Below are 25879 nucleotides of genomic sequence, written 5' to 3' on the forward strand. Positions count from 1 at the left end.
CTTAATCGCATTATTTATTATTTTTTCAGATCAATCCTCAATAGCAGCCTGTGCCGCGGCAACACGAGCAATAGGCACACGGAACGGAGAACATGATACATAATTCAAACCTACTTTGTGGCAGAACTTAACTGAAGACGGTTCGCCGCCATGTTCACCACAGATACCACATTTCAGATCCGGACGGATAGCACGTCCTTTTTCCGTAGCCATTCTTACCAGCTGACCTACTCCATTCTGGTCTAATACCTGGAACGGGTCTACCTTCAGGATCTTCTTTTCCAGATAAATCGGCAGGAAGGAAGCGATGTCGTCACGGGAATAACCGAATGTCATCTGAGTCAAGTCGTTTGTTCCGAATGAGAAGAACTCGGCAGAAGAAGCGATACGGTCGGCTGTTAAGGCTGCACGAGGAATTTCGATCATTGTACCTACTTTAAAGTCGATACGGTCTCCTACTTCGGCAAATAACTTTTCAGCAGCAGCACGGATTACCTTTTCCTGTTCTTTAAATTCATACAGAATACCGGTCAGCGGAACCATAATTTCCGGTTTAGCCACAATACCTTCTTTCTTCAATTCCAACGCAGCACCTAAAATAGCGCGTGTCTGCATTTCAGTGATTTCAGGATATGTATTACCCAAACGGCAACCACGGTGGCCCAACATCGGGTTATGTTCGCAAAGCGATTCAACACGCTGCTGAATTTCTTTTACGGAGATACCCATTGCTTCAGCCATTTCTTCCTGACCTTTCTGATCGTGAGGAACAAATTCGTGCAAAGGAGGATCGAGCAGACGAACGGTAACAGGCAGATCATGCATAGCCTTGAAGATACCCTTGAAGTCTGCTTGCTGATAAGGCAGAATCTTCTTCAATGCATTCTTGCGTCCTTCGGCATCTTCCGCCAGAATCATTTCACGCATTGCTTTGATCTTTTCGCCTTCGAAGAACATGTGTTCCGTACGGCATAATCCGATACCGCTTGCTCCGAATGCACGGGCAATCTCCGCATCATGAGGAGTATCTGCATTTGTGCGAACCTGAAGTTTGGTATATTTATCGGCCAGCTTCATTAATTCAGCGAAATCATCTGACAATTCAGCAGCCTGCGTTTCGATTTGTCCTTCAAAGATTTCTCCGGTAGAACCATTGATAGACAGGAAGTCACCTTCTTTCAGCGTGATACCTCCTACTTCGATTGTTTTTTTCTTGTAATCGATATTCAAACCACCGGCTCCCGATACACAGCATTTACCCATACCACGGGCAACAACGGCAGCATGAGAAGTCATACCTCCACGAGCTGTCAGGATACCTTCAGCAACAGCCATACCGGCCAAGTCTTCCGGAGATGTTTCGATACGAACCAAAACGATCCGCTTACCGGCAGCGTGCCATTCGGCAGCATCGTCAGCAAAGAATACGATCTGGCCGGTAGCAGCACCCGGAGATGCAGGCAGACCTTTTACCAATACTTTTGCTTTCTTCAACGCAGCTTTATCGAATACCGGGTGAAGCAGTTCATCCAGTTTATTCGGTTCGATACGTGCCAGAGCAGTCTTTTCGTCAATCATTCCCTGATGCAACAGATCCATGGCAATCTTTACCATAGCAGCACCAGTACGTTTACCGTTACGAGTCTGAAGGAACCACAGTTTACCTTCCTGTACGGTAAATTCCATATCCTGCATGTCGCGGTAATGATTTTCCAGTTTCGTCTGCAAAGCATCCAGTTCCTTATAGATCTCAGGCATAGCCTCTTCCATTGAAGGATAGTTGGCAGCTCTTTCTTCTTCAGGAATACCGGCGCGTTCAGCCAGCGTTGTGAACCGATTTTAGTAATCTGCTGCGGAGTACGGATACCGGCCACAACGTCTTCACCCTGTGCATTAATCAGGTATTCACCGTTGAACAAGTCTTCACCGTTACCGGCGTCACGAGAGAAACATACACCGGTAGCGGAAGTTTCACCCATATTACCGAATACCATAGCCTGAACAGTTACGGCTGTTCCCCACTCTGCCGGAATACCTTCCATCTGGCGGTACAGGATAGCACGTTCGTTCATCCATGAGTTAAATACGGCACAGACAGCACCCCACAACTGTTCGTAAGCACAAGTCGGAAAGTCGCTTCCTGTTTGTTTCTTTACTGCGGCTTTGAACTTTGTAACCAATGTCTTCAAGTCGTCGACAGTCAGTTCGTTGTCCAGCTTCACCCCTTTGGCTTCTTTCACCTCTTCGATGATTGCTTCGAACGGGTCGATGTCTTCCTTGCTGGTCGGTTTCATACCCAAAACCACATCACCGTACATTTGTACAAAACGGCGATAAGAGTCCCATGCAAAACGAGCGTTACCGGTTTTACGTGTCAACCCTTCTACTACTTCGTCGTTCAATCCCAGGTTCAGGATAGTATCCATCATACCCGGCATAGAAGCGCGTGCTCCGGAACGGACAGAAACCAACAACGGGTTTTCTACATCTCCGAACTTGGAGTTCATCAACGTTTCTACATTAGCAATAGCTTTTTCAACGTCCGACTTCAGTAGTTCTACGACTTTGTCCTGGCCCAGTTCATAATATTCCGAGCAAACTTCTGTTGTGATAGTGAATCCCGGAGGAACCGGAACTCCAATCAAATTCATTTCGGCAAGGTTTGCACCTTTACCACCCAGCAGATTTCTCATATCTGCTTTTCCTTCGGCTTTTCCATTTCCGAATGTGTAGACTCTTTTTCTTTCCATATGTCAGACAGTATTATGTTTATTAGATTTCAGTTTTGCTATCTCTACTTTGCAATGCTGCAAATATATGCTATTTCAGAGTATGAAGGATATGGAAAGTTAAATAATTTTATGTGTTTTATAGCTATTCCTTATTATTCGTATTACCTAAATATGTACATTTGCGTGGGAAAAATTTAAAACTCAGATAAAATTGGCAAGAAATAAGAAGCAGTTACCCTTGTTGGAAAAGGTAACAATTACAGACGTAGCCGCTGAAGGTAAAGCGATTGCACGAGTAAATGAGAAAGTAGTGTTTGTTCCTTTTGTTGCTCCCGGCGACGTAGTAGACATCCAGCTCACCCGTAAAAAGAACAGTTATGCCGAAGGTAAAGCAGTGTACTTCCACGAATATTCTCCGGAACGTGCCGTTCCTTTTTGCGAACATTTCGGTGTTTGCGGCGGTTGTAAATGGCAACATCTGCCCTACGAAGCGCAGTTGAAATACAAGCACAAGCAGGTCATAGACAATCTCACCCGTATCGGAAAGATAGAAATGGAAGAGATTTTGCCTATATTGGGTTCCGAACGCACCTCCTTCTACCGGAATAAACTCGAATTCACATTCTCCAACAAGAAATGGCTGACGGAAGAAGAAGTAAAATCCGGAGCTACTTTCGATTGCATGAACGGGGTCGGTTTCCATATTCCCGGTATGTTCGACAAAGTGCTGGATATACACAAATGTTGGTTGCAGAATAATCTTTCCAACCGCATCCGCCTTTGCATCAAGGAATATTGCCTGTCACACGAAGGATATCCTTTCTTCGACCTGCGGAATCAGGAAGGTTTTATCCGTACATTAATGATACGTACGGCATCGACGGGCGACCTGATGGTGGTTGTCGTATTCTACCATGAAGATAAGGAACGCCGCGAAGCCCTGCTGTCTCATGTGGCAGAACAATTCCCGGAAATCACTTCCTTATTATATGTCATAAACGAAAAGTGCAACGACACGATCACCGACCAGGAAGTCCTGGTGTTCCGTGGTAAAGATCATATCATTGAAGAGATGGAAGGCCTTCAGTTCAAGGTTGGTCCGAAATCGTTCTATCAGACGAACAGCGAACAGGCTTATAACTTATATAAGATTGCCCGCGAGTTTGCCGGACTGACCGGTAATGAAATGGTTTACGACCTTTATACCGGTACCGGAACGATTGCCAACTTCGTTTCCCGCCAGGCTAAGAAAGTAATCGGCATCGAATATGTACCGGAAGCAATCGAAGATGCTAAAGTTAATTCGGCTTTGAATAAGATTGACAATACGTTGTTCTACGCCGGAGACATGAAAGATATCCTGACAGCAGATTTCATAAACCAACATGGCCGTCCGGATGTTATTATTACTGATCCTCCACGTGCCGGCATGCACGATGATGTAATCAACACCATCCTTTTCGCCGAACCGGAGCGTATCGTTTATGTAAGTTGTAATCCGGCAACACAGGCCCGCGATTTGAGCCTGCTTAGCGTGAAGTACGACGTGAAGAAGGTTCGTCCGGTCGATATGTTCCCACATACACATCATGTGGAGAATGTCGTTTTATTAGAGAAGAAAAAGTAATATATATAATAATGTATAGGAAAATCGTCTCCCTTTTGTGTATCACTTTGCTTTTGAGTAGCTGTTCCGGCAAGAAGCAAGAGCAGAAGGAAGACGATTTTGTGTCTATGGACCTCCCCCAGTTGAAGGCACAGGGCGAAATCACAGCTGTCACACTCTACAGTTCCACGTCTTATTTCCAGTATAAGATGGAGCCGATGGGTTACGAATACGACCTGATAAAAGACTTTGCCCGTTCCGAAGGACTGAAGCTGAATATCAAAGTGGCCGAAAATGCCACCCGCCTGATTGAAATGCTCGAAGCCGGAGAAGCCGACGTTATTGCCTATCCCATCCAGGTAAGCAATAACCTGAAAGAAAATTATCTCTACTGCGGGCGGGAAGAGCTTACCAGCCAGGTATTGGTTCAGCGTGCCAACAAAGGCGATACGATTCTTAAAGATGTCACCCAACTAATCGGGAAAGACGTATATGTGAAACCCGATACTAAGTATTACGAACGCCTTAAAAACCTGGATAAAGAATTAGGCGGCGGCATCCATATAAAAGATATAAAGAAAGATACGGTAACAACCGAAGACCTGATAGCGATGGTCTCGCAAGGTGAAATCCCCTATACCATCAGTGACGATAATATTGCCCGTCTGAACAAGACCTATTTCTGGAATATCAATGTCTCACTGAAAATCAGCTTCATGCAGCGTTCTTCCTGGTTGGTGCGTAAGAGCAGTCCGAAGCTGGCCGAAGCTATTAATGCATGGGCATCGGATAAATCAGGCTCGCACGTCTATCGAGCAGTAGTGAAACGTTATTTCGAACTAGGCAAGCAACCGTTAACAGCAGATCTTCCCCCGGTAAAGAACGGACATATCTCTCCTTATGACGATTTGTTCCGTCGCATGCCAAAAACATCGGATGGGATTGGCAACTGCTAGCCTCCATTTCCTATCAGGAATCCCATTTCAACCCTTCTGTCGTATCCTGGGCAGGAGCCGAAGGTCTGATGGGCATTATGCCGAACACGGCAAAAGCGCTTGGTGTTACTCCCCACGAACTGAAAGACCCGGATATCGGGATCCGTACAGGTGTAGATTGCCTGCGTAAATTCCGCCAGGGCTTTTCCGAGATTACCGACCCGCTGGAAAAGATAAAGTTTACATTAGCCTCTTACAATGCCGGCATCGGACATGTCTATGACGCTCAACGCCTGGCCGAGAAGTATGGAAAGAACCCGAACGTCTGGGAAGATAACGTTGCCGAGTATATCCGCCTGAAAAGCGATCCCGAATATTATAACGACCCTGTCTGCAAACATGGATATCTCCGCGGTTCGGAGACATTCAATTATGTGCGTGAAGTGATGGAGCGTTACAATTACTACAAGAGCAAGACTAAGCATAGTTGAATCACGCCAGATTCTCTGCAATCATCTCCTTTATGGCAAGTATTACCTTCGGATGACTTAGCGGTATGTCTTCAAAGACAGCCAGCAACTCTTCCGTACTCACTTCAAAAAGCTGTTCTCCCTTTTTATATGAAAAACAGACATTGATTTCCGGATTGCCGCTTATCAACATGGCGACTGTTCCGGGAAGGTCTCCCCAGGGAGGACAATCAATATTAGCGGTTATAAAACAAGCTGTAACCTCCGTCCCCGCTCCCGGTTGGGAACTTATCTTGACAAAACCTCCGGTCTGTTCCGCATTTTGTATCAGGAAAGGGATTCCCAGGCCTACCTTTCGGGTCGTACGGGTCGTATAGAACGGATCCGTTACCCGGGCAATCGTCTCTGCATCCATTCCACAACCGTTGTCTGCAATACGGATGATTGTATTCTCCTCATTTATAGCAATATCCAATAAGATACGAGTCGCACCGGCACGAACACTGTTTGATGCTATATCCGTAATATGAAATGTAAGTGTATTCATCCTGATATTTATTTCCTGATATGCTGAATATTAAACTTTTTTCTCCTTTATTTTATAAAAGGAAGGTATGCCTTACATATTGGCAAGTATAGCCTTACTTATATGTAGAATATACCTTACATTTATGTATAGTATATCTTCCTATTTTAATTATGCGGAGGAAAAGACTAAATGTTCCTGACTTTTGGCGTAAGCCATCCTGATGTTTTCGAATAAAGGTGCAGCAGCCCGTATCAAACAGGGCTTAGTCCCGATTTGTTCCGGATAATGGGCATCGGAAGCCGGATAGGATGTGTAGTTCGATAAATACTTCTGCTCCGCCAAAAGCCGGGCGAAACGGGAAGCATCCGTATATTCTATTGCATCCAGCGATAATGACGGATCAATAAATCCCAACTGGCTGATCAGGCTGAAAGAAGGCCGTTCCACATGTGCAGCAACAAAAAGGCCGCCCAGTTCCTTTACAAATGCAGCCACCTGATTGACGTTCTGATCGAGTGCGGAAAGCAACAAGTACGGGGCCTCTCCCATTATCTCATCTTTACGGTTTACCCAGACCTGGTCGCCGAAACGGTCGGGATCATTGGGAACAGGCGGTAGATGTTTCTCCAGATATTGCTGGAAAGCGGCACGGGCTTCATCACTTCCGAAAAGGGCAATGCAATGTGCTTCCTCACGGGTACAGACTTCGGCTCCGGCAAGGACAGTCAATCCGGCTTCGGCTCCCAACGATTGTATTTCAGGACATTGCAGGGTCGTGTTATGATCGGTTATGGCAATGATATCCAATCCGCGGGCAAGTGCCGTTTCGACAATGACCGTGGGACTCATATCCAGACTTCCACAAGGCGAAAGACAGGTATGAATATGCAGATCGGCCCGGTAGAGGTTCATCCGTTCTGTAACAGTTGATACACTTTTCCACTGATAACAAAAGCAGAAAGAGATGTTCCCAACAAAGGAATATCCTCGTCCTTCCCCTTTTGCAATGTTTCTTCATCCGGCGAAGCACCATTGACAATCAAGACGGCGGCAGCATCCTTCAGGGTTGAAACGGCAACAATGTTCTGATGGGTTTGCATGGTGATCCACAACATACCCTCTTCCATATGTCCCATTACATCACTCAACAAGTCGCTGGTATAGCCACCTTTGATTACCGTATCCAGATTCTCTTCTCCGCAAAAAACGGTAAGATTCAATTCTTTTACAAGATCACTGACCTTCATATTTAGCTCCTTTCTTATAACAGTCTTTATTTAAACGATCTTTTCCCCAGGTCTTTTCGACGAGGCGGAAGGCATGTTCCTGATCCAGTTTGCCATGCTTCTCCATATTACGCTGCATGAAAATGCAGTCGCTGAACTGTGCTTCGTGACGGACGATATCTTCTGCCAGACTTTGGCAATTAGGGTTTCCGCAAGCGCCACAGTCGATTCCCGGCAGATAACACATCAGACGGCGCACCTGTTCCATCTTTTTCAGGACTTCTTCGATAGAACCGTCATAGAGCAGCTTCGGGTTAGGCTGGAGCGGACGGATCGTGATGTGCTGCTTCAAATAAGCCAATGCTCCCAATCGTTCGGAGGCATAAATGAGCGGCGCCTTGTCACGTTTCATCGAACGCTTCATGATCCGTTCGGCCGTAAGGAAGCGGTTCGCAACGGCCAATACGCCTCCGGCACAACTGCGGTCACAGGCACGGAGTTCCAGGAAGTCCACATTACGGACCTCCGTTGTCGTTTCCATACGTTCCAGGAAATCGATCACATTATGTATTTCGTCGATGGCCAGGCAACGGCCGGAGAAGTGTTTGGCCTCCCCTCCCGTCTGGCTCCATCGCATTTCTTTCTTTGTCAAGGCGGGCGGAAGCACGCAATCCGGCTTATACCCTTTCGGTCGGTTTTGCAGGATATGGTATACCTTATTATATAGGGTATCCATATTGATCACGCCGTTAATGGTGGACGAATATCCGTCAGCACTCTTCAAGGCCGCAATCTTGGCGGCACAGGGAGTGACATAAAAGAGGCCGATCTGATCCGGGGAATGACCTTCCTCCGTCAATACCTGATGGTAATAGGTAGCAGTTGCATTCACCGGACTTTTCACCAGCAGGATATTATCGACCAAAGCAGGGAAGCGAATTTGTATCAGTCGCACAATAGCCGGACAAAAAGAACTGATCACCGGCTTTTCTTCGGCCTGTTCCATCTGCCGGAGCATCTCGCGATGAATCATATCGGCCGTAAACTCAACCTGGTAGACATGGGTGAATCCCAACTCATACAAGGCGCTGAATATTTCTTCTTCCGTCGTATATTTGGAAAACTGTCCGATGAAAACGGTGGGAACAAGCGCCACGCGGCATTCGTAGTCGAATATCTTCTGGAAGTCGTCCTGCTCCACATAAATGGCTTCTGTCGGACATGCTTTCAGACATTCCCCGCAATCGACGCACCAGTCTTTGCGAATCACGGCTTTCCCATCCCGGATACGGACAGCACGAGTCGGGCATTTCGTCATACAATGTGTACAACCGATGCAGCGCTCCTTGTCGATTTTCAGGGCATGATAAAATTTAGTATCTTCCATGGTCTTCTACTCCTTCTTTCTGAACCAGGTAACCATGCGTACGATTGTTCCTACGCCTACCTCGCTCTCTATAGTTAATTCGTCTACATTCTTTTTCATATTGGGCAATCCCATTCCTGCCCCAAACCCCATTTCACGCACAGCCGGCGAAGCCGTGGAAAAGCCTTCCTGCATGGCTTGCGGAATATCCGGAATACCGGGACCTTCATCTTTCAATGTCAGCGTAATCTTATCCGCATCCAGTTCTGCCGCCACTTTCCCGCGCCAGGCATGGGCAACAACGTTCACTTCCGCTTCATAGAGCGCCACGACCACTCTCTTGATGACACGGGAATCGATCGATAACTGTTTCAGTATCTTCTTTATCTGGCTGGAAGCATATCCGGCCTTCGAGAAGTTTCCTCCTTCCAATTCAAACGTTAGCTGCATATCCTCTCCTTTCTTTAATAGACCGGCACAAGACCGCTGCAATACAACTCGCCAGCCACATGATACATGGAATGACAGGTTTCAAGCAAGATCATATTGTTCTCGGACGCAAGTTGCAACATCTCCGGCGTAGCTTTCTTGCCACGGACGAAAAGGATACAATCGACATCGGCCATTTCAGCTGTACGGATCGTTTGCAGATTGCAAAGTCCGGTAATGAGAATCATTTCATCACAGCACAATGTCAGAACGTCGCTCATCAGGTCGCTGGCAAAAGCACATTGTACTTCATGGCCCAGCTTATCGTTTCCACACGCCACGGTCGCATCGGTAAGTTCTTGTATTTGCTGAATCTTCATAATCGCATGCAAGGTTTAATTTCGTGATGCCAATGTAAGAAATATTTTTTAATAGATGTCTGTTAGTCTATATTAATTACTATCTTTGTTCCAAAACGAAGATAAGCTGCGCCTCGACATAAAAAATGAACTCGTTCATTTTATTCTGTTCTCGGCTTGCATTATCTTTGGTAGCAATAAATAAAATTCTATTCTTATGTTTAGTAAAGAAACCTATATGGGCCGCCGGGCCAAACTAAAACAGACAATAGGTTCAGGCCTGTTGCTTTTCCTCGGAAACGATGAGTCGGGAATGAATTATGCAGACAACACCTATCACTTCCGCCAGGATTCCACGTTCCTGTATTTCTTCGGGCTTCCTTATGCCGGTCTCTCCGCCATTATTGATATTGACAATGATAAAGAAATCATTTTCGGTGACGAACTGACGATCGATGCAATCGTATGGATGGGAACTCAGCCGACTCTGAAGGAGAAGAGCGAAGCAGCCGGTATCACCGAAGTTCGCCCTTTCAAAGAAATTGAATCATATCTGAAAGCAGCACAACAGAAAAGCCAGCGTATCCATTACCTGCCGACTTACCGTGCGGAACATCAGATCAAACTGTTTCAATGGCTGGATATCGTGCCGGGAACGGAACAACCTTCGGTGCCTTTCATCTTCGGTGTGGTAAATCAGCGTAATTATAAGACTGCGGAAGAGATTGTCGAAATCGAAAAGGCTTGTGTGGTTACTGCCGACATGCATCTGACTGCCATGCGCACCGTCCGTCCGGGAATCCGTGAGAGCGAAGTGGCTGCTGCCGTGGCTGAAGTGGCTTATGCGAATGACTATCAACTCTCCTTCCCCATTATCGCAACGATCAACGGGCAGACGCTGCATAACCATGACCATAGCAATATGATTAAGAGTGGCGATATGCTGCTGCTCGATGCCGGTGCGGAAACGGAAATGGGTTATGCGGGTGATATGTCTTCTACCATTCCGGCTGATTCCAAATTCACGACTCGTCAGAAAGATATTTATGATATTCAGGTAGCGGCTCACGAAGCGGCTGTTGCAGCGTTGCGTCCGGGTATTCCTTTCGTCGATGTGTACGAACTATCCTGCAAAGTCATTATGGAAGGTTTGAAGGATCTTGGTTTTGTCAAAGGCGATCCGATGGAAGCTGTAAAGGCCGGAGCTCATGCAATGTTCATGCCTTGTGGCCTGGGACACATGATGGGATTGGATGTACATGATATGGAAAACCTGGGTGAAGTATATGTAGGATACGACGGACAACCGAAGAGCACAGAGTTCGGCCGTAAGTCTCTCCGCCTGGGACGTAAACTGGAACCGGGATTCGTTCTTACTATCGAACCGGGTGTCTACTTTATCCCTGAATTGATGGATCTTTGGAGAAGCCAGAATAAGTTTACCGAATTTATCAATTATGAAAAGCTGGTAACTTACAAAGACTTCAGCGGCATCCGCAACGAAGAAGATTATCTGATTACAGAAGACGGTGCCCGTCTGTTAGGAAAGAAGATCCTTTGCACACGGAAGAAGTGGAAGCACTGCGGTAAATAAGAAATAGTTGAATATAAAACAAAACGCCCCGTAAAGCATCTCTAATCTTTACGGGGCGTTTATATTTCTAGTCGTTACCTGATCAATAAGCAAACATATCTGCATTAACCGGCAGTTCTTTGCCGTCGGCTGTCAAAACCTTTAGCTGAAGCATACCGCCATTATGGTCGAAATACTTAACTTCAATCGGATGAAGTCCCTTTGCCAATGCTTTCTGTCCGGTTACTTCACGGGGTGAATGAGGACCGTCATTGTCAACAACCAATTCTCCGCCAATCTTTAATGTACTGCCATCGTCAGACAACAGATTGAAAGTATAAATACCATCTTCCGGAGCATTGAAATATCCTGTAACGACCAAACCGATATTACCTTTCACTTCTTTCGGGATAGTCACTTCAGATATTTCATACGTACCGTTTACCGGAGCATTATCAATATCGGCACATTTGTTACCTTTAAACTCATGCCATACAGCCTGCAAACCTTTCTTGGAAGGTGTAGCATCCGCAGCCGGAGCATATTCGCTCTTAACGTAACGCGTCTTCACGATATCACCTTTCTTACCGTTCGGACGGAAAGAGCGGAAAGTGAAGTCTGTCGTTTCCGTTACCTTGATCGGACCGTTATACTGAGGCGATTCCAAAGTCGGGATACTGCCATCCGTTGTATAATGGATTTCAACACTCGGATCAAGACAAGTAATTGCCACTGTACCTTCACCGATAAATGCATTTGTGTTATTGAATCCTTCCAAATCCGGCATACGGTAATTTACGTTCATGATATTCAAGCGTGGGAATTGCTTAACCAGTCTTTCTTTAAATCCATCCCAACTTTTTACGGAAGGATCGCTCCAGGCCAGTTCAGCCAATGCCATCATACGGGGCATAATCATATATTGTATCCGTTCGCGGGATGGGATATATTCGCACCAGAGATTTGCCTGCATACCCAAAATCAATGCTTTCTGTGCATCATTCAACGACTCAAGCATCGGATTGTAATTATATACACCGGACAACGAATTTTTATCCTGCTGATAGTCAAAATAGAAATTAGCATTCGGAGTCATGATTGCATGGTTGCCTTGTGCCGTTGCGTCAGGAACTGCGTTCGGACTCCAGGTACGCCACCACATGATTGTTGCCGTCGGAGACAAGCCGCCTTCCAGGATTTCATCCCAGCCGATCATTTCTTTTCCGTTATCGTTAAAGAACTTCTCCATGTTATGAACAAACCAGGACTGTAACTCTTCTTCTGTCTTCAGCCCGTTATCTTTCATCCGTTTCTGGCAATCCGGACATTTCTTCCAGTTCGTTTTTTCTACTTCATCAGCTCCCAGATGGATATATTTATAAGGGAAAAGCGGAATGATTTCGCTATAAACATTCTTACAAAATTCAAGAGCCGAGTCTTTACCCGGACAAACCGGAGAAGAAAAAGTCGTTCCCCACCCTGTCTGATTAAAACAAGAAACACCTGAATAATTACTTACCGCCGCCAGCATATGTCCCGGCATGTCTATTTCCGGAACTACATCAATACCACGTACACCGGCATATTCAACGATTTCTTTAATATCTTGCTGGGTATAGAAACCTCCGTATAAAGTGTCGCCCTGAGTGATACGTAACTTTTCAGCCGGAATTTCATAATCGGGATTATCCTGCTCTTTTGCTAATCTCATACACTCCCGGTCATGATTGTTAAAGGTACGCCAAGCCCCTTTCTCTGTCAGCAACGGGTATTTCTTTATTTCGATACGCCATCCCTGGTCGTCGGTCAGATGCCAGTGGAATTTGTTCAGTTTGTAAAGAGCCATCATATCCAACAGTTCCTTCACTTCTTCTTTAGTAGAGAAATGACGGGAAACATCCAGCATCAACCCTCTCCAACCGAAACGGGGTACATCAGTGATCTGAACAGCCGGAACACTCCAATTAATATCCTTTACCACCGCCGGCGACTCTATCTCTGCCGGCAAAAGTTGGCGAAGAGATTCAATACCGGAAATAACACCGCCGTAGGTATTTCCCTTGATCTGAACTTTAGCGGAAGTAACGTCCAAAGAATAGGCACCTTCATTTTGACCGGCAATATCACTTACAGCCAAAGATATATCACCGTCTCCCTCGCGTACATTATATATATAGCCGGTTGAACGGGATAAAAGGCCGGAAAGATAGTTTGCAGCCGGCAATAACTGCTTATCAGCTACACCAATTGTCATGCCATCTTTCAAAGTAAACTGCCCATTGGCATTCTTAATCTCTTTGGGAATAGGAATAATAGAAACATCATGTGCCACAGGGGTCGTGGGTGAACATGAACTCAGCATTAAAGCTCCGGTCAGGGAACATGCTGCGATAAACTGTCTGTACATTTTAATGTGTTTATTTGTTTGGTAATAAATTAGAAAACAAAAATACAATAAAAATCCGGTTTACAGTCCATTTTTAAGAGAATGCAGACTTGTTTTATTAAGACAGTTTAACGCCAACATTACGAATCGTTCGTAGAATATTGTATCTTTGTTCATACTTTGTTATTAGTCACTCCATAATAGATAAGCCATGAAAAAATTAACCTATATCCTGTTAGCCGGTATTTTATTTTCCTGTTCCGGAGAAACGAAACAAACCGCGGCAGAGGAGAAAACAATCGACAATATCATCCGTTTGGGAGATGCTATTAATCAGATACGCGAAGTTAATTTATCGGAATTAGTAGATAGTATTACTTACCTCCCACTTGAAACCCGAAAAGAATGTTTGCTTAGAAATACAAGTTGGTTCAATTATTCTCCTCCGTATATTATATGTAGCCGCACTGTTTTTGATTTGAATGGTAAGTTCATCCGGACCATAGGTCGTATCGGGCAAGGTCCCGGAGAAGATCCCGCTCTCTATATGGGATCGCTTTTTACAAAAGGCCATTTCTATTCTTACGGTCATAAACTGATCGAGTATGATGAAAACGGTAAATTTACCGGTAATGAAATACAGTTATTATCGAATACAAAATCAGAATTTGAAGCACCTGGACAATTAGGAAGAATTGGATGGATCGACGATTGGGCTCCAGCAGGAAACTCTCTTTCAATATACAATCTTCCGGACACAGTCTACACTGTAGATCATAACTTCAAAATCATATATGCAGAACGTGTCATCCCTTCTTCCATACCTAAAATAAGACTTAATAATGTCAGTTATTCAGGTATTAAGCGAGCTTACACCTGCAACTCGGACAGTGTTCTTTTTTACAACTATTATAATGATACCATTTACAGGGTAAAAGAAAACGGTCTGTCTCCCCGATGGATCATTGATTTAGGAGAATATAAAATACCGAATGAAATTTCACTGACGCGGCAAAACGAACTTTTCGACGAGTTGATGATGTCTGTCCACAAAACCAGAAATAGCGTAGACCGAAAAGCTGCTCTTAAAAGCTATCTCGATAATTGCGAACTTACCCGCCTGACAGAAGGGAAAAAATGGATCGATGCTGTTTATGACACAGATCATTATATATTCATTATCTGGAATGAGAATATTGTCAGTCCAGTTCTCCGGGATATGGAAAATCAGGCTTACCCACAAATCGCTTATTACGATAAACGGACAGGAGAAACCGTTGCAGTAAAAGGTCGAGGTTTTATTGATGATATTCATCATAAAGAAACATTCTTCCCTCGTTTCGGAGTTTACGATAATCAATTGTTTGCCTATTTCTGGCCATACGAATTACATGAGTACATAGAGGAAAAACAGGCGGCTGGTAATAAAGTAGACCAAGCATTACTCGATTTATCCGGAAAAGTGGATGATGAAGATAACCCGATCTTTATGATAGCCCACTTGAAATAACAAAAAAAGAGCTGTTCCTCGTTGGGCGGAACAACTCTTTTTTAAAATAATAATCTACTGATTAAATTCTATTCAAAATGTCAGTCAGTTTATCCGGAGTAACATTTGCTGCAATAATAACTCCTTTGTCGTCAATCAGGAAGTTCTTCAAACCTTTCTGTAGGTTAAACTTTCCATACAACGCTGACTTTTTTCCAAGTCCTTCATGAAATTGCTTTGTGCCGCTAAGCCTATCTGCCTTTACCGTCTCGGTAAAGATTGATTCTTTCTCGTCGAGAGAAACAGAATACATGGCAATTTTGTCTGAACTTAGTTTGTTTACTTCATTCCATAATTGAACGTTACGGACCCGCGATTCAGCATCGTAAGCTGCCCAGAAATTCAGCAACGTGTAACGTCCGGAATGATTTTGGAAACTGAAATCACTTTCGCCTCCCAAAGACTCTATTCTCGGAGCCAGATCACCTGGATTAGTACCCACGGTAGGTCTTGCTTCTTTTGTACCGGATGACATTGTTGCCAACGCAACCGTTACAATGAGAACATAAGCTCTTACCTTCATAATTTATTATTTACGTTAAACTTAATCGGACGAGACTCTCCAACAGCTTACTTACCGGTCTGCGGGCGGTTTTCGTCTGCCATCCTTTATGTCCGACTCCTGATTTTCAGGAAGTAAACAAGCGTTTTTCCTTCGCTAAGGAGCTACTTTCTTGTTCTTAACGCTGGCAAAGATAAGCGCAAAATACCTTTACCTCCAAACGATATAACATAAATCGACTAAAAAGCAAGATTTTTTATATGTTTTATCGCATGAAAATCCACTAAAACGGTTGCTTTATAACATAAATTTAGGATTAGGAACAGGGATAAATACGAATAATCTTTCACCTTTCTTCAAATTAAACCTAATTCAACTGCTTTCCGGTAAAGAGAATCCGAAAATAAAAAACCCGGCTTGAAACCGGGCTTTTTTATTTTACTTATCATCATACGGCGAAGGCATCGGCATCCCTTCCTTGATATATTCATCATAAACAATTGTTGGATGGTCCTGTAATGATGTTCTGTTATACTCTTCTTTGAAATTATCGCGACGGAAGTTCTTCAGTTTGAGGTTTTCCGAACTGTAGGTTCGCAATGTTTCTTTTTTATTACCTGTCAACGAACTTTCAATAACTACCGAATCAAGAATGTTCATTTTAGGAGTCAATGTAGGGAGTAAGGTCTGCTCCAGCAGTCCTCTGTAGGCTCCGATATACTCGCACCAGCAAGAATCACCCCGTTTAAAAACACGGTAGGTGTAATTTGACCATGCCGTACGGACGTGAATCTCATGTTCCCAGATCTCGATACAAGCTTCTGAATCATAATTAGGGTCTTTGATAGTAACCCTCTCCAGGCCATGCGTTTTTTCCACTACTGTTGTTTGCCATTTGTCTGAATGCCGTACTTCGGCAATAATCTCAGGCAGCTTTTCCTTAATTTCAAACTGAATCTTCATCTCATTTGCCTGCCAGTCAGGACTTATTAAGGTTGCCAGGTTCTAAATTAAATATAACGTCTCTGTAAAAATAACAATTTCATTTGAATTTTTGTTTATCTAAATGCCATTATTTGCATATAACTTATTTACCTTTGCCTTATAAAACAAAAAACATGGGACAAAAAGACGAAATTATACTGATAAATATAAACGGAGCCGACCGTCCGGGGGTTACTGCCGCCCTGACAGAGATACTGGCAAAGAATAATGCGGTGATTCTCGATATCGGCCAGGCTGATATCCATGACAACTTATCACTGGGAATTCTTTTCCAGAGTTGCGAAGGCAATTCCGGAGATATCCTGAAAGAGTTACTTTTTAAAAGCTATGAACTGGATGTAAATATCCGTTTTAATCCGATCACGGAGCAAAAATACAGGAAATGGGTTGATATGCAGGGAAAGAACCGTTATATCATCACTATTCTGGGAAGAAAGTTAACTGCCAGACAGATAGCGGGCGTAACCCGTGTCGTTGCCGAACAGGGAATGAATATAGATGACATCAAACGTCTGACCGGCCGTATTCCTTTGGATGAAGATGCCCGTACCCCCAAAGCCAGCGTCGAATTCTCTGTGCGTGGAACTCCTCGCGACAAAGAGTTGATGAAGGCAGAGTTCATGAAGCTCTCGGCCGAACAGGTAATGGATATTTCTTTTCAGGAAGACAGCATGTATCGCCGTATGCGTCGTCTTATCTGTTTCGATATGGACTCAACTCTTATTGAGACTGAAGTAATCGATGAGTTGGCTGTTCGTGCCGGTGTCGGCGATCAGGTCAAAGCGATTACCGAATCTGCTATGCGGGGAGAAATAGATTTCAGCGAAAGTTTCCGCCAACGTTGTGCCTTATTAAAAGGATTGGATGTCTCTGTTATGCAGGAGATTGCCGAAAACTTGCCCATTACGGAAGGTGTCGACCGTTTGATGCGTATCCTTAAAAAGGTAGGTTTCAAGATCGCTATCCTCTCCGGTGGATTCACTTATTTCGGCAACTACTTGAAACAGAAATACAATATTGATTATGTATATGCCAATGAGCTTGAAGTTGAAGACGGAAAGCTGACAGGACGTTATGTCGGAGATATCGTAGATGGCAAGCGGAAAGCAGAACTACTCCGCCTGATCGCTCAGGTTGAGAATGTCGATATCCGTCAGACCGTAGCTGTTGGTGACGGGGCAAACGACCTGCCGATGATCAGCATTGCCGGGTTAGGTATCGCTTTCCATGCCAAACCAAAAGTAAAAGAAACAGCCAAGCAGTCCATCTCCACGATCGGTCTGGATGGTATTTTATATTTCCTGGGATACAAAGATTCCTATTTGGACGAACAAATGTAATTAATTAAAGCGTTTATGGTAAGACACATTGTAATGTTTAAGCTGACGGAGTTTGCAACTCCTGCCGATAAACTGGCAAAAATGCAGGAAATCAAAACAGGTCTGGAAGCGTTGATCGACAAGATCGATGTTTTACGTTTGATCCGTGTCGATTTCAATATTAACCCCGAAGAAACCTGGGATGTTATCCTGACTACAGAACTCGATTCGCTCGAAGATGTAAAGACATATGCCAACCACCCTGAACACGTAGCTGTTTCAAAAGGGATTATCGGCCCGGTAAAAGCCGACAGAGCGTGTGTTGATTATGAATTCTAAATAACACTTCTCTTTTATGAAGGAGTTTGATATTGAAGAACGTGTAAAAATTGCCGTTCAAAATTTTGAGTCGGGATACAACTGTGCGCAGTCGGTATTCCTGGCTTATTCGGATGTTTTTGAACTGAACCTGGATATGGCAAAGAAGATGTCCGTATCTTTTGGCGGTGGCGTTGGCCGGATGCGAGAGGTATGCGGAACGGTCAGTGCCATGGCTATGCTGGCTGGATTCAAATATCCGGTATTGGACCAACAGGATCAGGAAGCCGGGCAAAGAACTATGCAATGGTTCAAAAGATGTCCGACCTGTTCAAGGAAAAGCATGGTACGATCATTTGCCGCAGCCTTTTGCCTGCCGCAGAAGCCAGCCAGACTGCTCCGGAACCTTCTGCAAGAACGGCTGAATATTATGCAAAACGTCCTTGTAGTAAATATGTGGAAGATGCAGCCCGTATAGCAGGACGAATGCTGAAAAACGAATTGGATTGATGGCTCAGGCCATCAATCTTATTTGAGAAACATATCCCAATGTCCTGATCTCACTGAATAAATTCATATAAGACGACTGGGCTTTCACATTCACTTTATAGGTTATGATAGACTTGTTCTGTTCATAAATAGATTCAAAGGAAACACTTACAATATAAATGTTCTTTGATTCAAGAATTTTGCGGACAGCTTTCAAATCAGGAGTTGCGGTCGTACAAATAATCGTCAGGATCTTATTTACCCCATTCAGGAACATCCTTTTTTCAAGTCTTTCAAGGCTAACCAATATAACTAATGTAAGGCCTGTCCCAATCAATGCCGGAACATACATCCCCGCTCCCACGGCCAGACCGATCACGGCAACAACCCAGATACAAGCCGCTGTTGTCAACCCATGAATACTCCCATGGCTTTGCATAATAGCCCCGGCACCCAAAAAACCGATACCAGTAAGTACCTGGGCAGCAATACGTCCGGGATCACCATTCAGGAAGTTAGGATAACATTGCGGTATCCAGATAGATATCAGCATGGCTGCTGCCGACCCCATACAGATCAATGTAAAGGTTCGCATTCCGGCTTCCCGGCGGCGAAACTGGCGCTCCACACCAATAATCGCACCTAAAAAGAAACTGACTAATAATTTCACAGCCGCAGTAGTCGGAGTTATAGTTGTGTTCTGTAATATATCATTAATTTGGTCAATCATATTTTTCTTCTTTATTTATTGGCAAATATAACTATTTATTTGAATATCCCTATATACTTCACAAGCTGTATCCCTTTAAAAAAAGGCTTTATGTTTTCAATTATTTAGGGTAAATTTGCCGGCTTAAAAGACAGCTTATGAAACAAACATTGAAAGAAAACGGTGGACTTCCACCTTTGATCCTCTGGACATTATCCATTGTTGCCGGTATTTCGGTCGCCAATCTATATTATAACCAGCCTCTTTTAAATATGATACGGCATGATCTCGACGTATCTGAATTTACGACCAATCTGATTGCTATGGTTACACAGATTGGTTATGCTTTAGGATTGTTATTCGTTGTGCCACTGGCAGATATGTATAAACGTAAAAAGATAATCGTCACCAATTTTGCTCTTTTGGTACTTTCACTTTTATGCATCGCCACAGCGCCCAACATTCATATAATCCTGACTGCTTCATTATTTACAGGCATTTGTTCGGTAATACCACAAATATTCATACCCATCGCCGCCATTTATTCAAAACCGGAAAACAAAGGACGTAACGTAGGGCTGGTCGTTTCAGGATTATTATCCGGAATATTGGTTTCACGGGTCATTAGCGGAGTGGTCGGAGAATTGTTCGGCTGGCGTGAAATGTATTATATTGCTGCCGTACTGATGGTTGTGTGCAGCATCGTAGTAGTTACCGTTTTGCCGGATATACGCCCTACTTTTAAAGGAAAATACGCCGACCTCATGAAATCTCTTCTATCCTTAGTAAAGGATTATCCGGCTTTACGGATTTATGCTGTCCGGTCAGGATTGGCTTTCGGTTCTTTTCTGGCTATGTGGTCGTGTCTGGCATTCAAAATGGGACAAGCACCTTTCTTTGCAAACAGCGATGTGGTTGGTATGTTGGGACTTTGCGGCGTAGCCGGGGCCATGTCGGCCTCGTTGGTTGGAAAATATGTCAGGAAAGTGGGAGTCAGAGCTTTTAATTTCTGGGGATGCGGTTTGATACTGCTAGCCTGGTTATTACTTTATTTCGGAGGAAACTTTTATACCTCTATCATAGCCGGCATAATTATTATAGATATTGGCATGCAATGCATCCAGTTAAGTAACCAATCAAGCATTTTCGAATTATGCCCGGCTGCCTCCAACCGGGTTAATACTATATTTATGACAACCTATTTTGTCGGAGGTTCGTTGGGAACTTTTCTTTCCGGAACGGCCTGGCAGCTGTTTGGATGGGCCGGGACTGCCGGTGTAGGAGTATTTCTTTGCTGTGCTTCTCTATTGGTTACTTTATTATCCGCAAAGAAGATATAAAAATACGCTTATCCATATCCGTAGAAAAAAACGGAGAGACTTATTTATCAAGCCTCTCCGTTTTCTATTATGGATATATCCTTTTATTTTTTCGATATTTCAATCACCCGGCTAGCCAATTGTCTACCGGAAAATACCGGAATACCGACTTTCATCAGATATTCACCGGAATATGTCTTTCCGTTACATTTTAATATAGATTTGGTATCCGGGAGCAAATTGATCTCTTTTATCTCATACTGAGCTTCCGGAGACAATCCCTGCAAACGTACAGGTTGCAACGTCTCTGCATATCGGGGATGGATATCGAAAGCAAAAAGAACAGCCTTATCCGTCGCTTCATTCACATACATCACAGCAGAATGATTTCCTTCGTAAGGAGATACCAGACGATACAGGTCACCATCCAGAATAGCGTTACCCAAACGATTGAAATTCTTCACCGCCCCTTTGCAATATTCCTGTTCTGCCGGAGTCATATCATGAATACGGATATCAAAACCCAATTTACCCATCATCGCAACATCCGTACGGAATTTCACGCTGGCATTCTTATTCCAGCTTGTCACATGGGCAGCCATTGTTTTGGAAGGGAAGAAATGAGAATACCCCCACTGGATGAAGATACGTTCTATCGGATCCGTATTATCGCTCGGCCAGAACTCAGTGAAGTATTTCAACGCTTCATAATCAGAACGTCCGCCACCACCGGAGCAAAGCATCATCGGCAGGTTCGGATATTTGGCTTTTACACGTTCCAAAACATTATACAATCCTTTTACATGTTCAATATATAAATGAGACTGCTGATCTTTCAGATAAGGAGAATAAATATTGGTAATCGGACTGTTGCAATCCCATTTAAAATAAGCGATACCCGGATATTTCGTCATCAGATTGTCTACAATTCCAAATACATAATCCTGAACTTTCGGATTACTAAGGTCCAATACCATTTGATTTCTGAAATAATATTCATCTCTGTTCGGCAGATGGATTATCCAATCCTTATGTTTTTCATAGAGTTCGCTTTTTGGATTCACCATCTCCGGCTCAATCCATAATCCGAATTTTATACCTTTACCGGTTGCTTCTTTCACCAGTTTACCGATACCGTTCGGCAACTTCGTCACTGTTTCATCCCAGTCACCCAAGCCCTGACGGTCACTGCTACGAGGATATTTATTGGCAAACCATCCGTCGTCCAACAGGAACATATCAACTCCCAGCGATTTGGCTTCGTCCATAATATCGACCAGCTTGTCTTCATTAAAATCGAAATAAGTAGCTTCCCAGTTATTCAGCAAAGTCATACGCGGTTTATCGCCGTCTTTTACCTGATATTTACGGGCCCATTTATGGAAGTCGCGGCTTGCTTTTCCTTTCCCTTCCGCACTGAAAGTAAAGATAAACTCAGGAGTCCGGAATATATCCTGCGGCTTCAATGAATATTCTGAAGCATAGTTGTTTATACCGGAAAGGATACGCAAATTATTCAAATTATCCACCTCAAAAGTAAAACGGAAATTCCCCGTCCAACCAATGGTTCCGAAAAGGACTTCCCCTTCATTTTCCTTTGATTCCTCATTCAGTGCCAGTAAAAAGAAAGGCGAATTGAACATATTGGCACGGCTTCCCAACTTAGTATCCAATACTTTTTTACCAAATGAAAGCTGTTGTTCCGTCATGTTGACTTCATGTGCCCAGTCTCCGGCAAATTCTGTCAGAAAATATTTACCACCGTTCAGATGAAGCAGCGAAGATGCATAATTATAAAGCATAACCGGCTTCTTCTCCTGATGAGATATCTCGGTATACGTTTTGATTATATTTTCTTTGGCATAAGCAATAAAATGAAGATCAACCGTTACGGGATAAACGTCGTCTTTCAGTTTAATAACGGTTTCCGTAACACCCGGTTGCAAATCGCTGGTTTTGTAAGATACATACTTCAGCAACAGGGAAGGATTGCCGTCATTGTGCAATATCCGGATAGCCGGTTCGAAATAATCTTCCATACCATGTGTGATATAAGCCTCGCCAAGCATAGGCAACTGGTCGATATCACTATTAAAACGGAGCTTTTGCCCTACATATGATTGGTACAAACGCCCGTTATTACCTACTTTATAAATCAGACTGATATTGTCCGTTGTAATAGGAATAACTGTTTTATCGTTGGCTCTCAACGATATAGATATAACAATCAGGCAGATTAAAAGAAATAATTTGTTTTTCATTTCATTATTTTACTTGGTTTACAATACGTATTTACTCTACTTGAAAATTGAAAACAACTATCATACTATCATACTTTTCCTACATCTTACTGTTTACTAAAGGTTTACACAGCAAGAAAACATCCTTCAACTATCATAAAACTATCATTATACTATCATACAACTGTCATGCTTTTCAGGATATAACCAGTGGAATCATTAGTGTAGTCAGTTATCCGATGATACTTGTATTTTTCATGAAACCTATTGTCTTTTTTGACAAAGGTAGGTATTAAAACAAATTGACACCCGGGTGTCAGGTACTTTGAGACCCGGATGTCGACTATGGTTACACCCGGGTGTATCTGTCGGTAACACCCGGATTGGATAAATAATAAGTCCCTTTTTTTGTCAAATAAAACAAGGATATCTTTCTATTTAATCAATAGTTTTATACATCCAAAGCCCCTATAAGTTCTTTGGCGGATTTGAATCCATGTCTGTCCAGGTATTCATTCATGCCATCAATCACTTTTACAGAAACAGTCGGATCTATAAAATTATAGGTTCCAATCTGTATGGCAGTAGCTCCGGCCAGCATAAACTCGACGGCATCTTTCCAGTTGGAAATACCTCCCAAACCGATGATAGGAATCTTAACTGCCTTGTAAGTTTGCCATACCATACGCAGGGCAACCGGCTTTACACAAGGACCGGAAAGGCCACCGGTTATTGTAGATAATATAGGTTTACGTTTCTCTGCGTCAATGGCCATGCCAAGCATGGTATTGATAAGTGAAACAGAGTCGGCACCTTCGGCTTCGACTGCTTTTGCAATCTCGGTAATGTCGGTCACATTAGGAGAAAGTTTTACAATAAGGGTCTTGGGATAAACCTTGCGGACAGCTTTCACAACCTCGGCAGCACCACAGGTTGTAACCCCGAAAGCCATACCACCTTGCTTCACATTCGGGCAGGAAATGTTAAGTTCGATAGCCGGAATTTTATCCAGTTCAGCTATTTTTTCTGCACATTCCACGTATGTTTCCACCGACGAACCGCTCACATTTACGATCATATGTGTATTAATATCCTTAATAGCAGGATAGATATGATCGACGAAATATTGTGCTCCTTTATTTTGCAGGCCTACCGCATTTAACATTCCAGAAGGAGTTTCCGCCATGCGGGGATACAGATTTCCTTCACGTGGTTGGATGGTTGTTCCTTTTACAAAAATACCACCCAGTCTTGAAATATCCATAAAGTCGGAATATTCGACTCCGTATCCAAATGTACCCGAAGCAGTCATTACCGGGTTTTTTAACTGCAAATTTCCTATGTTTACATTTAATTCAGCCATCTCAATTTCTCTATATTAAATACGGGACCTCAGTACAAACACATACATGACCTTCTTGGGTATTCTCCACACAGCATAGGCAAGCACCTATACCACAAGCCATTGTATTTTCCAGTGAGACTTCGCATGTGATCGATTCGGCGGCGGCATATTTGGCAACAGCTACCATCATCGGTTTCGGTCCACATGTATAAATCCGGTCAAAATGAACATTTTTCAATACGGAATGATTTGTTACATAACCTTTTTCACCCAAAGTGCCGTCTTCGGTAGTTATGTGAACAGTTCCTATCTTCGCAAACTCATCCAACTGCAACACATCATCCTTTGAACGGGCTCCCAACAGAAATACCGGTTCAAAACCGGCGTTCTTCAAAGCTGATCCCAGGCATAGCATCGGAGCAGTACCGACACCACCGCCAATAAGCAGTAATTTCTGATTTTTATCTTCACTGGCAGGAATTGTAAAGCTGTTACCCAATGGCAACATGATATTTACAATATCTCCGGGGCGGTATTCTGCCATACGACGCGTTCCATCTCCAACTAATTGGATAAGCAACCACAATTCGTTGGTTGTTTTATCTACAAAGTTGATTGAAATAGGCCGGCGAAGAAATGTTGTAGGAGAGTTATCCACGAGCACCTGAACGAACTGGCCGGGAAGCATTTCCGGCAAAGTGTCGTCGCAGGTTAACTTTAGCAGGCAATAATTTTTATGAAGGCGGTTGTTTTCAGTTACCTTCATATCTAACATGTACTTCTTCATATAATATGATTACTCAATTTCTATACAAAGATACATGAATAAGATGTATATAGCAATGTTGGGTTAGTCTTTCTTGTTTTTTTCGGGGGTAAAAGTCTCAAACGTATTATCTGAATAGAATATCATTATTTTGCTCACATTTCTGGATGGCTTATCCTGACATACAATCTGTTCAATAACAGGCTGTTTAGTAGTGTTTACAGGTGTTTCAACCCTAATTTCCTTGCGATATTCGGGAGAATCTTGTACGTTGGACGGAATTATCGTCGTATTTGTAAACAAATTGGGCTCAGTTAACACATGTTCACGCATCATAGTGCCTTTACCAAATAAAAGCCAATCGGAGTCTACGTATGTAAACCGTTCCAATATTTTAATTAGTACATCCAGGCTCGGATTATTTCTGCCGGATATAATATGCGACATAGCCGAACGTTGGATACCGATTGCTTCGGCAAATTTAGAAGGAGTCAATCCTTCGTGTTCCATTACTGCTAAAATACGTTCTTTCATTACCAAAATACGATTTATTTACCAAAAATCACTGCCAATCTGTCTGTTTACATGAATATAGTATAGAATTATATACTGATACAAATATAAATCATTATTTCCAATTGTGCAATTTATTTTTATAATCATATACAGATACATTTGTAACGTGTAGTATAATAATGTGGCGCATA

General features: G+C 43.3%; 18 protein-coding genes and 5 pseudogenes. 8 read left to right on the plus strand and 15 right to left on the minus strand.

The annotated features are described in order from the left end of the window. Positions 1-30: 30 nt before the first annotated feature. Positions 31-2750 (minus strand): annotated as a pseudogene (ppdK, locus tag DXA15_RS05310) (pyruvate, phosphate dikinase). Between the two features lie 193 nt (positions 2751-2943). Here ppdK and rlmD point away from each other — a divergent pair. Next, a complete protein-coding gene (rlmD, locus tag DXA15_RS05315; protein WP_128133358.1) occupies positions 2944-4359 on the plus strand; it encodes a 23S rRNA (uracil(1939)-C(5))-methyltransferase RlmD in 1416 nt (471 codons plus the stop codon). A gap of 11 nt (positions 4360-4370) precedes the next feature. Beyond that, a pseudogene (locus DXA15_RS05320) lies at positions 4371-5764 on the plus strand (transglycosylase SLT domain-containing protein). Between the two features lies 1 nt (position 5765). Here DXA15_RS05320 and DXA15_RS05325 read toward each other — a convergent pair. From DXA15_RS05325 to DXA15_RS05350, 6 genes are all read right to left on the minus strand, one after another. After that, positions 5766-6290, minus strand: a complete 525-nt coding sequence (locus DXA15_RS05325) for a HAMP domain-containing sensor histidine kinase (protein WP_128133359.1) — start codon at positions 6288-6290, stop codon at positions 5766-5768. A gap of 150 nt (positions 6291-6440) precedes the next feature. Further along, positions 6441-7184 (minus strand): PHP domain-containing protein, encoded by a 744-nt coding sequence (locus DXA15_RS05330; protein ID WP_128133360.1) that lies wholly within the window; start codon positions 7182-7184, stop codon positions 6441-6443. Continuing rightward, positions 7181-7519: a DRTGG domain-containing protein gene (locus DXA15_RS05335; RefSeq protein WP_007656800.1), complete on the minus strand. Its 339-nt coding sequence runs from the start codon at positions 7517-7519 to the stop codon at positions 7181-7183. Before DXA15_RS05335 ends, DXA15_RS05330 begins: the two co-directional genes overlap by 4 nt. After that, complete coding sequence (locus DXA15_RS05340; protein WP_048315698.1) at positions 7506-8885, minus strand: [Fe-Fe] hydrogenase large subunit C-terminal domain-containing protein; 1380 nt, start codon at positions 8883-8885, stop codon at positions 7506-7508. Before DXA15_RS05340 ends, DXA15_RS05335 begins: the two co-directional genes overlap by 14 nt. Before the next feature lie 6 nt (positions 8886-8891). Then, positions 8892-9314 carry an anti-sigma regulatory factor gene (locus DXA15_RS05345; RefSeq protein WP_007656804.1) on the minus strand — a complete coding sequence of 141 codons (423 nt, stop codon included), beginning with the start codon at positions 9312-9314 and terminating at the stop codon, positions 8892-8894. A 14-nt stretch (positions 9315-9328) separates the two neighbouring features. After that, positions 9329-9673, minus strand: a complete 345-nt coding sequence (locus tag DXA15_RS05350) for a hypothetical protein (protein WP_007656807.1) — start codon at positions 9671-9673, stop codon at positions 9329-9331. Between the two features lie 196 nt (positions 9674-9869). On the opposite strand from DXA15_RS05350, the pseudogene DXA15_RS05355 reads away from it, so the two are divergent. Next, positions 9870-11242, plus strand: a pseudogene (locus tag DXA15_RS05355) (aminopeptidase P family protein). A gap of 86 nt (positions 11243-11328) precedes the next feature. Here DXA15_RS05355 and DXA15_RS05360 read toward each other — a convergent pair. Continuing rightward, complete coding sequence (locus tag DXA15_RS05360; RefSeq protein ID WP_128133362.1) at positions 11329-13632, minus strand: family 20 glycosylhydrolase; 2304 nt, start codon at positions 13630-13632, stop codon at positions 11329-11331. Positions 13633-13822: 190 nt separating this feature from the next. On the opposite strand from DXA15_RS05360, the gene DXA15_RS05365 reads away from it, so the two are divergent. Next, on the plus strand, positions 13823-15121 hold the full coding sequence (locus tag DXA15_RS05365; protein WP_128133363.1) for a 6-bladed beta-propeller: 1299 nt from the start codon (positions 13823-13825) through the stop codon (positions 15119-15121). Positions 15122-15182: 61 nt separating this feature from the next. On the opposite strand, the gene DXA15_RS05370 is transcribed toward DXA15_RS05365, so the two are convergent. Together DXA15_RS05370 and DXA15_RS05375 are read right to left on the minus strand one after the other, a co-directional pair. Then, complete coding sequence (locus DXA15_RS05370; protein ID WP_007656814.1) at positions 15183-15683, minus strand: thioredoxin-like domain-containing protein; 501 nt, start codon at positions 15681-15683, stop codon at positions 15183-15185. 417 nt (positions 15684-16100) lie between these two features. Beyond that, complete coding sequence (locus DXA15_RS05375) at positions 16101-16625, minus strand: hypothetical protein (protein WP_128133364.1); 525 nt, start codon at positions 16623-16625, stop codon at positions 16101-16103. A gap of 155 nt (positions 16626-16780) precedes the next feature. Here DXA15_RS05375 and serB point away from each other — a divergent pair, with 155 nt between their 5' ends. The 3 genes and pseudogenes from serB to DXA15_RS05390 all read left to right on the plus strand — a co-directional run bounded on the left by serB (position 16781) and on the right by DXA15_RS05390 (position 18814). After that, positions 16781-18007 carry a phosphoserine phosphatase SerB gene (serB, locus tag DXA15_RS05380; RefSeq protein WP_044246285.1) on the plus strand — a complete coding sequence of 409 codons (1227 nt, stop codon included), beginning with the start codon at positions 16781-16783 and terminating at the stop codon, positions 18005-18007. Positions 18008-18022: 15 nt separating this feature from the next. Continuing rightward, positions 18023-18325, plus strand: coding sequence for a Dabb family protein (locus tag DXA15_RS05385; protein ID WP_007656822.1), 303 nt, complete (start codon positions 18023-18025; stop codon positions 18323-18325). A 16-nt stretch (positions 18326-18341) separates the two neighbouring features. Then, positions 18342-18814, plus strand: a pseudogene (locus DXA15_RS05390) (C-GCAxxG-C-C family protein). Positions 18815-18818: 4 nt separating this feature from the next. Here the strand turns inward: DXA15_RS05390 and DXA15_RS05395 are convergent. Continuing rightward, complete coding sequence (locus DXA15_RS05395; protein ID WP_007656826.1) at positions 18819-19523, minus strand: MgtC/SapB family protein; 705 nt, start codon at positions 19521-19523, stop codon at positions 18819-18821. 137 nt (positions 19524-19660) lie between these two features. Between DXA15_RS05395 and DXA15_RS05400 the strand changes: the two genes are divergently transcribed. Continuing rightward, positions 19661-20842, plus strand: a complete 1182-nt coding sequence (locus DXA15_RS05400; protein ID WP_010803088.1) for an MFS transporter — start codon at positions 19661-19663, stop codon at positions 20840-20842. An 83-nt stretch (positions 20843-20925) separates the two neighbouring features. Here DXA15_RS05400 and DXA15_RS05405 read toward each other — a convergent pair whose 3' ends face one another. The 4 genes and pseudogenes from DXA15_RS05405 to DXA15_RS05420 all read right to left on the minus strand — a co-directional run bounded on the left by DXA15_RS05405 (position 20926) and on the right by DXA15_RS05420 (position 25706). Further along, on the minus strand, positions 20926-23082 hold the full coding sequence (locus DXA15_RS05405; protein ID WP_128133365.1) for an alpha-galactosidase: 2157 nt from the start codon (positions 23080-23082) through the stop codon (positions 20926-20928). Positions 23083-23512: 430 nt separating this feature from the next. After that, positions 23513-24424: a dihydroorotate dehydrogenase gene (locus tag DXA15_RS05410; RefSeq protein ID WP_128133366.1), complete on the minus strand. Its 912-nt coding sequence runs from the start codon at positions 24422-24424 to the stop codon at positions 23513-23515. Further along, positions 24412-25193 (minus strand): annotated as a pseudogene (locus DXA15_RS05415) (dihydroorotate dehydrogenase electron transfer subunit). The gene DXA15_RS05410 and the pseudogene DXA15_RS05415 overlap by 13 nt, the downstream one beginning before the upstream one ends. A gap of 63 nt (positions 25194-25256) precedes the next feature. Beyond that, a complete protein-coding gene (locus tag DXA15_RS05420) occupies positions 25257-25706 on the minus strand; it encodes a helix-turn-helix domain-containing protein (protein WP_007656833.1) in 450 nt (149 codons plus the stop codon). Positions 25707-25879 lie beyond the last annotated feature (173 nt).

Source organism: Parabacteroides sp. AM58-2XD (assembly GCF_003463685.1).
GTDB classification, from domain to species: domain Bacteria; phylum Bacteroidota; class Bacteroidia; order Bacteroidales; family Tannerellaceae; genus Parabacteroides; species Parabacteroides segnis.

Coding starts and splice junctions, on each gene's coding strand:
- DXA15_RS05325 (WP_128133359.1), bottom strand. CDS start 6,290: ATGAATACACTTACATTTCATATTACGGATATAGCATCAAACAGTGTT.
- DXA15_RS05375 (WP_128133364.1), bottom strand. CDS start 16,625: ATGAAGATTCAGTTTGAAATTAAGGAAAAGCTGCCTGAGATTATTGCC.
- DXA15_RS05340 (WP_048315698.1), bottom strand. CDS start 8,885: ATGGAAGATACTAAATTTTATCATGCCCTGAAAATCGACAAGGAGCGC.
- DXA15_RS05345 (WP_007656804.1), bottom strand. CDS start 9,314: ATGCAGCTAACGTTTGAATTGGAAGGAGGAAACTTCTCGAAGGCCGGA.
- DXA15_RS05370 (WP_007656814.1), bottom strand. CDS start 15,683: ATGAAGGTAAGAGCTTATGTTCTCATTGTAACGGTTGCGTTGGCAACA.
- DXA15_RS05330 (WP_128133360.1), bottom strand. CDS start 7,184: ATGAACCTCTACCGGGCCGATCTGCATATTCATACCTGTCTTTCGCCT.
- DXA15_RS05400 (WP_010803088.1), top strand. CDS start 19,661: ATGAAACAAACATTGAAAGAAAACGGTGGACTTCCACCTTTGATCCTC.
- DXA15_RS05365 (WP_128133363.1), top strand. CDS start 13,823: ATGAAAAAATTAACCTATATCCTGTTAGCCGGTATTTTATTTTCCTGT.
- DXA15_RS05360 (WP_128133362.1), bottom strand. CDS start 13,632: ATGTACAGACAGTTTATCGCAGCATGTTCCCTGACCGGAGCTTTAATG.
- DXA15_RS05385 (WP_007656822.1), top strand. CDS start 18,023: ATGGTAAGACACATTGTAATGTTTAAGCTGACGGAGTTTGCAACTCCT.
- serB (WP_044246285.1), top strand. CDS start 16,781: ATGGGACAAAAAGACGAAATTATACTGATAAATATAAACGGAGCCGAC.
- DXA15_RS05350 (WP_007656807.1), bottom strand. CDS start 9,673: ATGAAGATTCAGCAAATACAAGAACTTACCGATGCGACCGTGGCGTGT.
- DXA15_RS05420 (WP_007656833.1), bottom strand. CDS start 25,706: ATGAAAGAACGTATTTTAGCAGTAATGGAACACGAAGGATTGACTCCT.
- DXA15_RS05395 (WP_007656826.1), bottom strand. CDS start 19,523: ATGATTGACCAAATTAATGATATATTACAGAACACAACTATAACTCCG.
- DXA15_RS05410 (WP_128133366.1), bottom strand. CDS start 24,424: ATGGCTGAATTAAATGTAAACATAGGAAATTTGCAGTTAAAAAACCCG.
- DXA15_RS05335 (WP_007656800.1), bottom strand. CDS start 7,519: ATGAAGGTCAGTGATCTTGTAAAAGAATTGAATCTTACCGTTTTTTGC.
- DXA15_RS05405 (WP_128133365.1), bottom strand. CDS start 23,082: ATGAAAAACAAATTATTTCTTTTAATCTGCCTGATTGTTATATCTATA.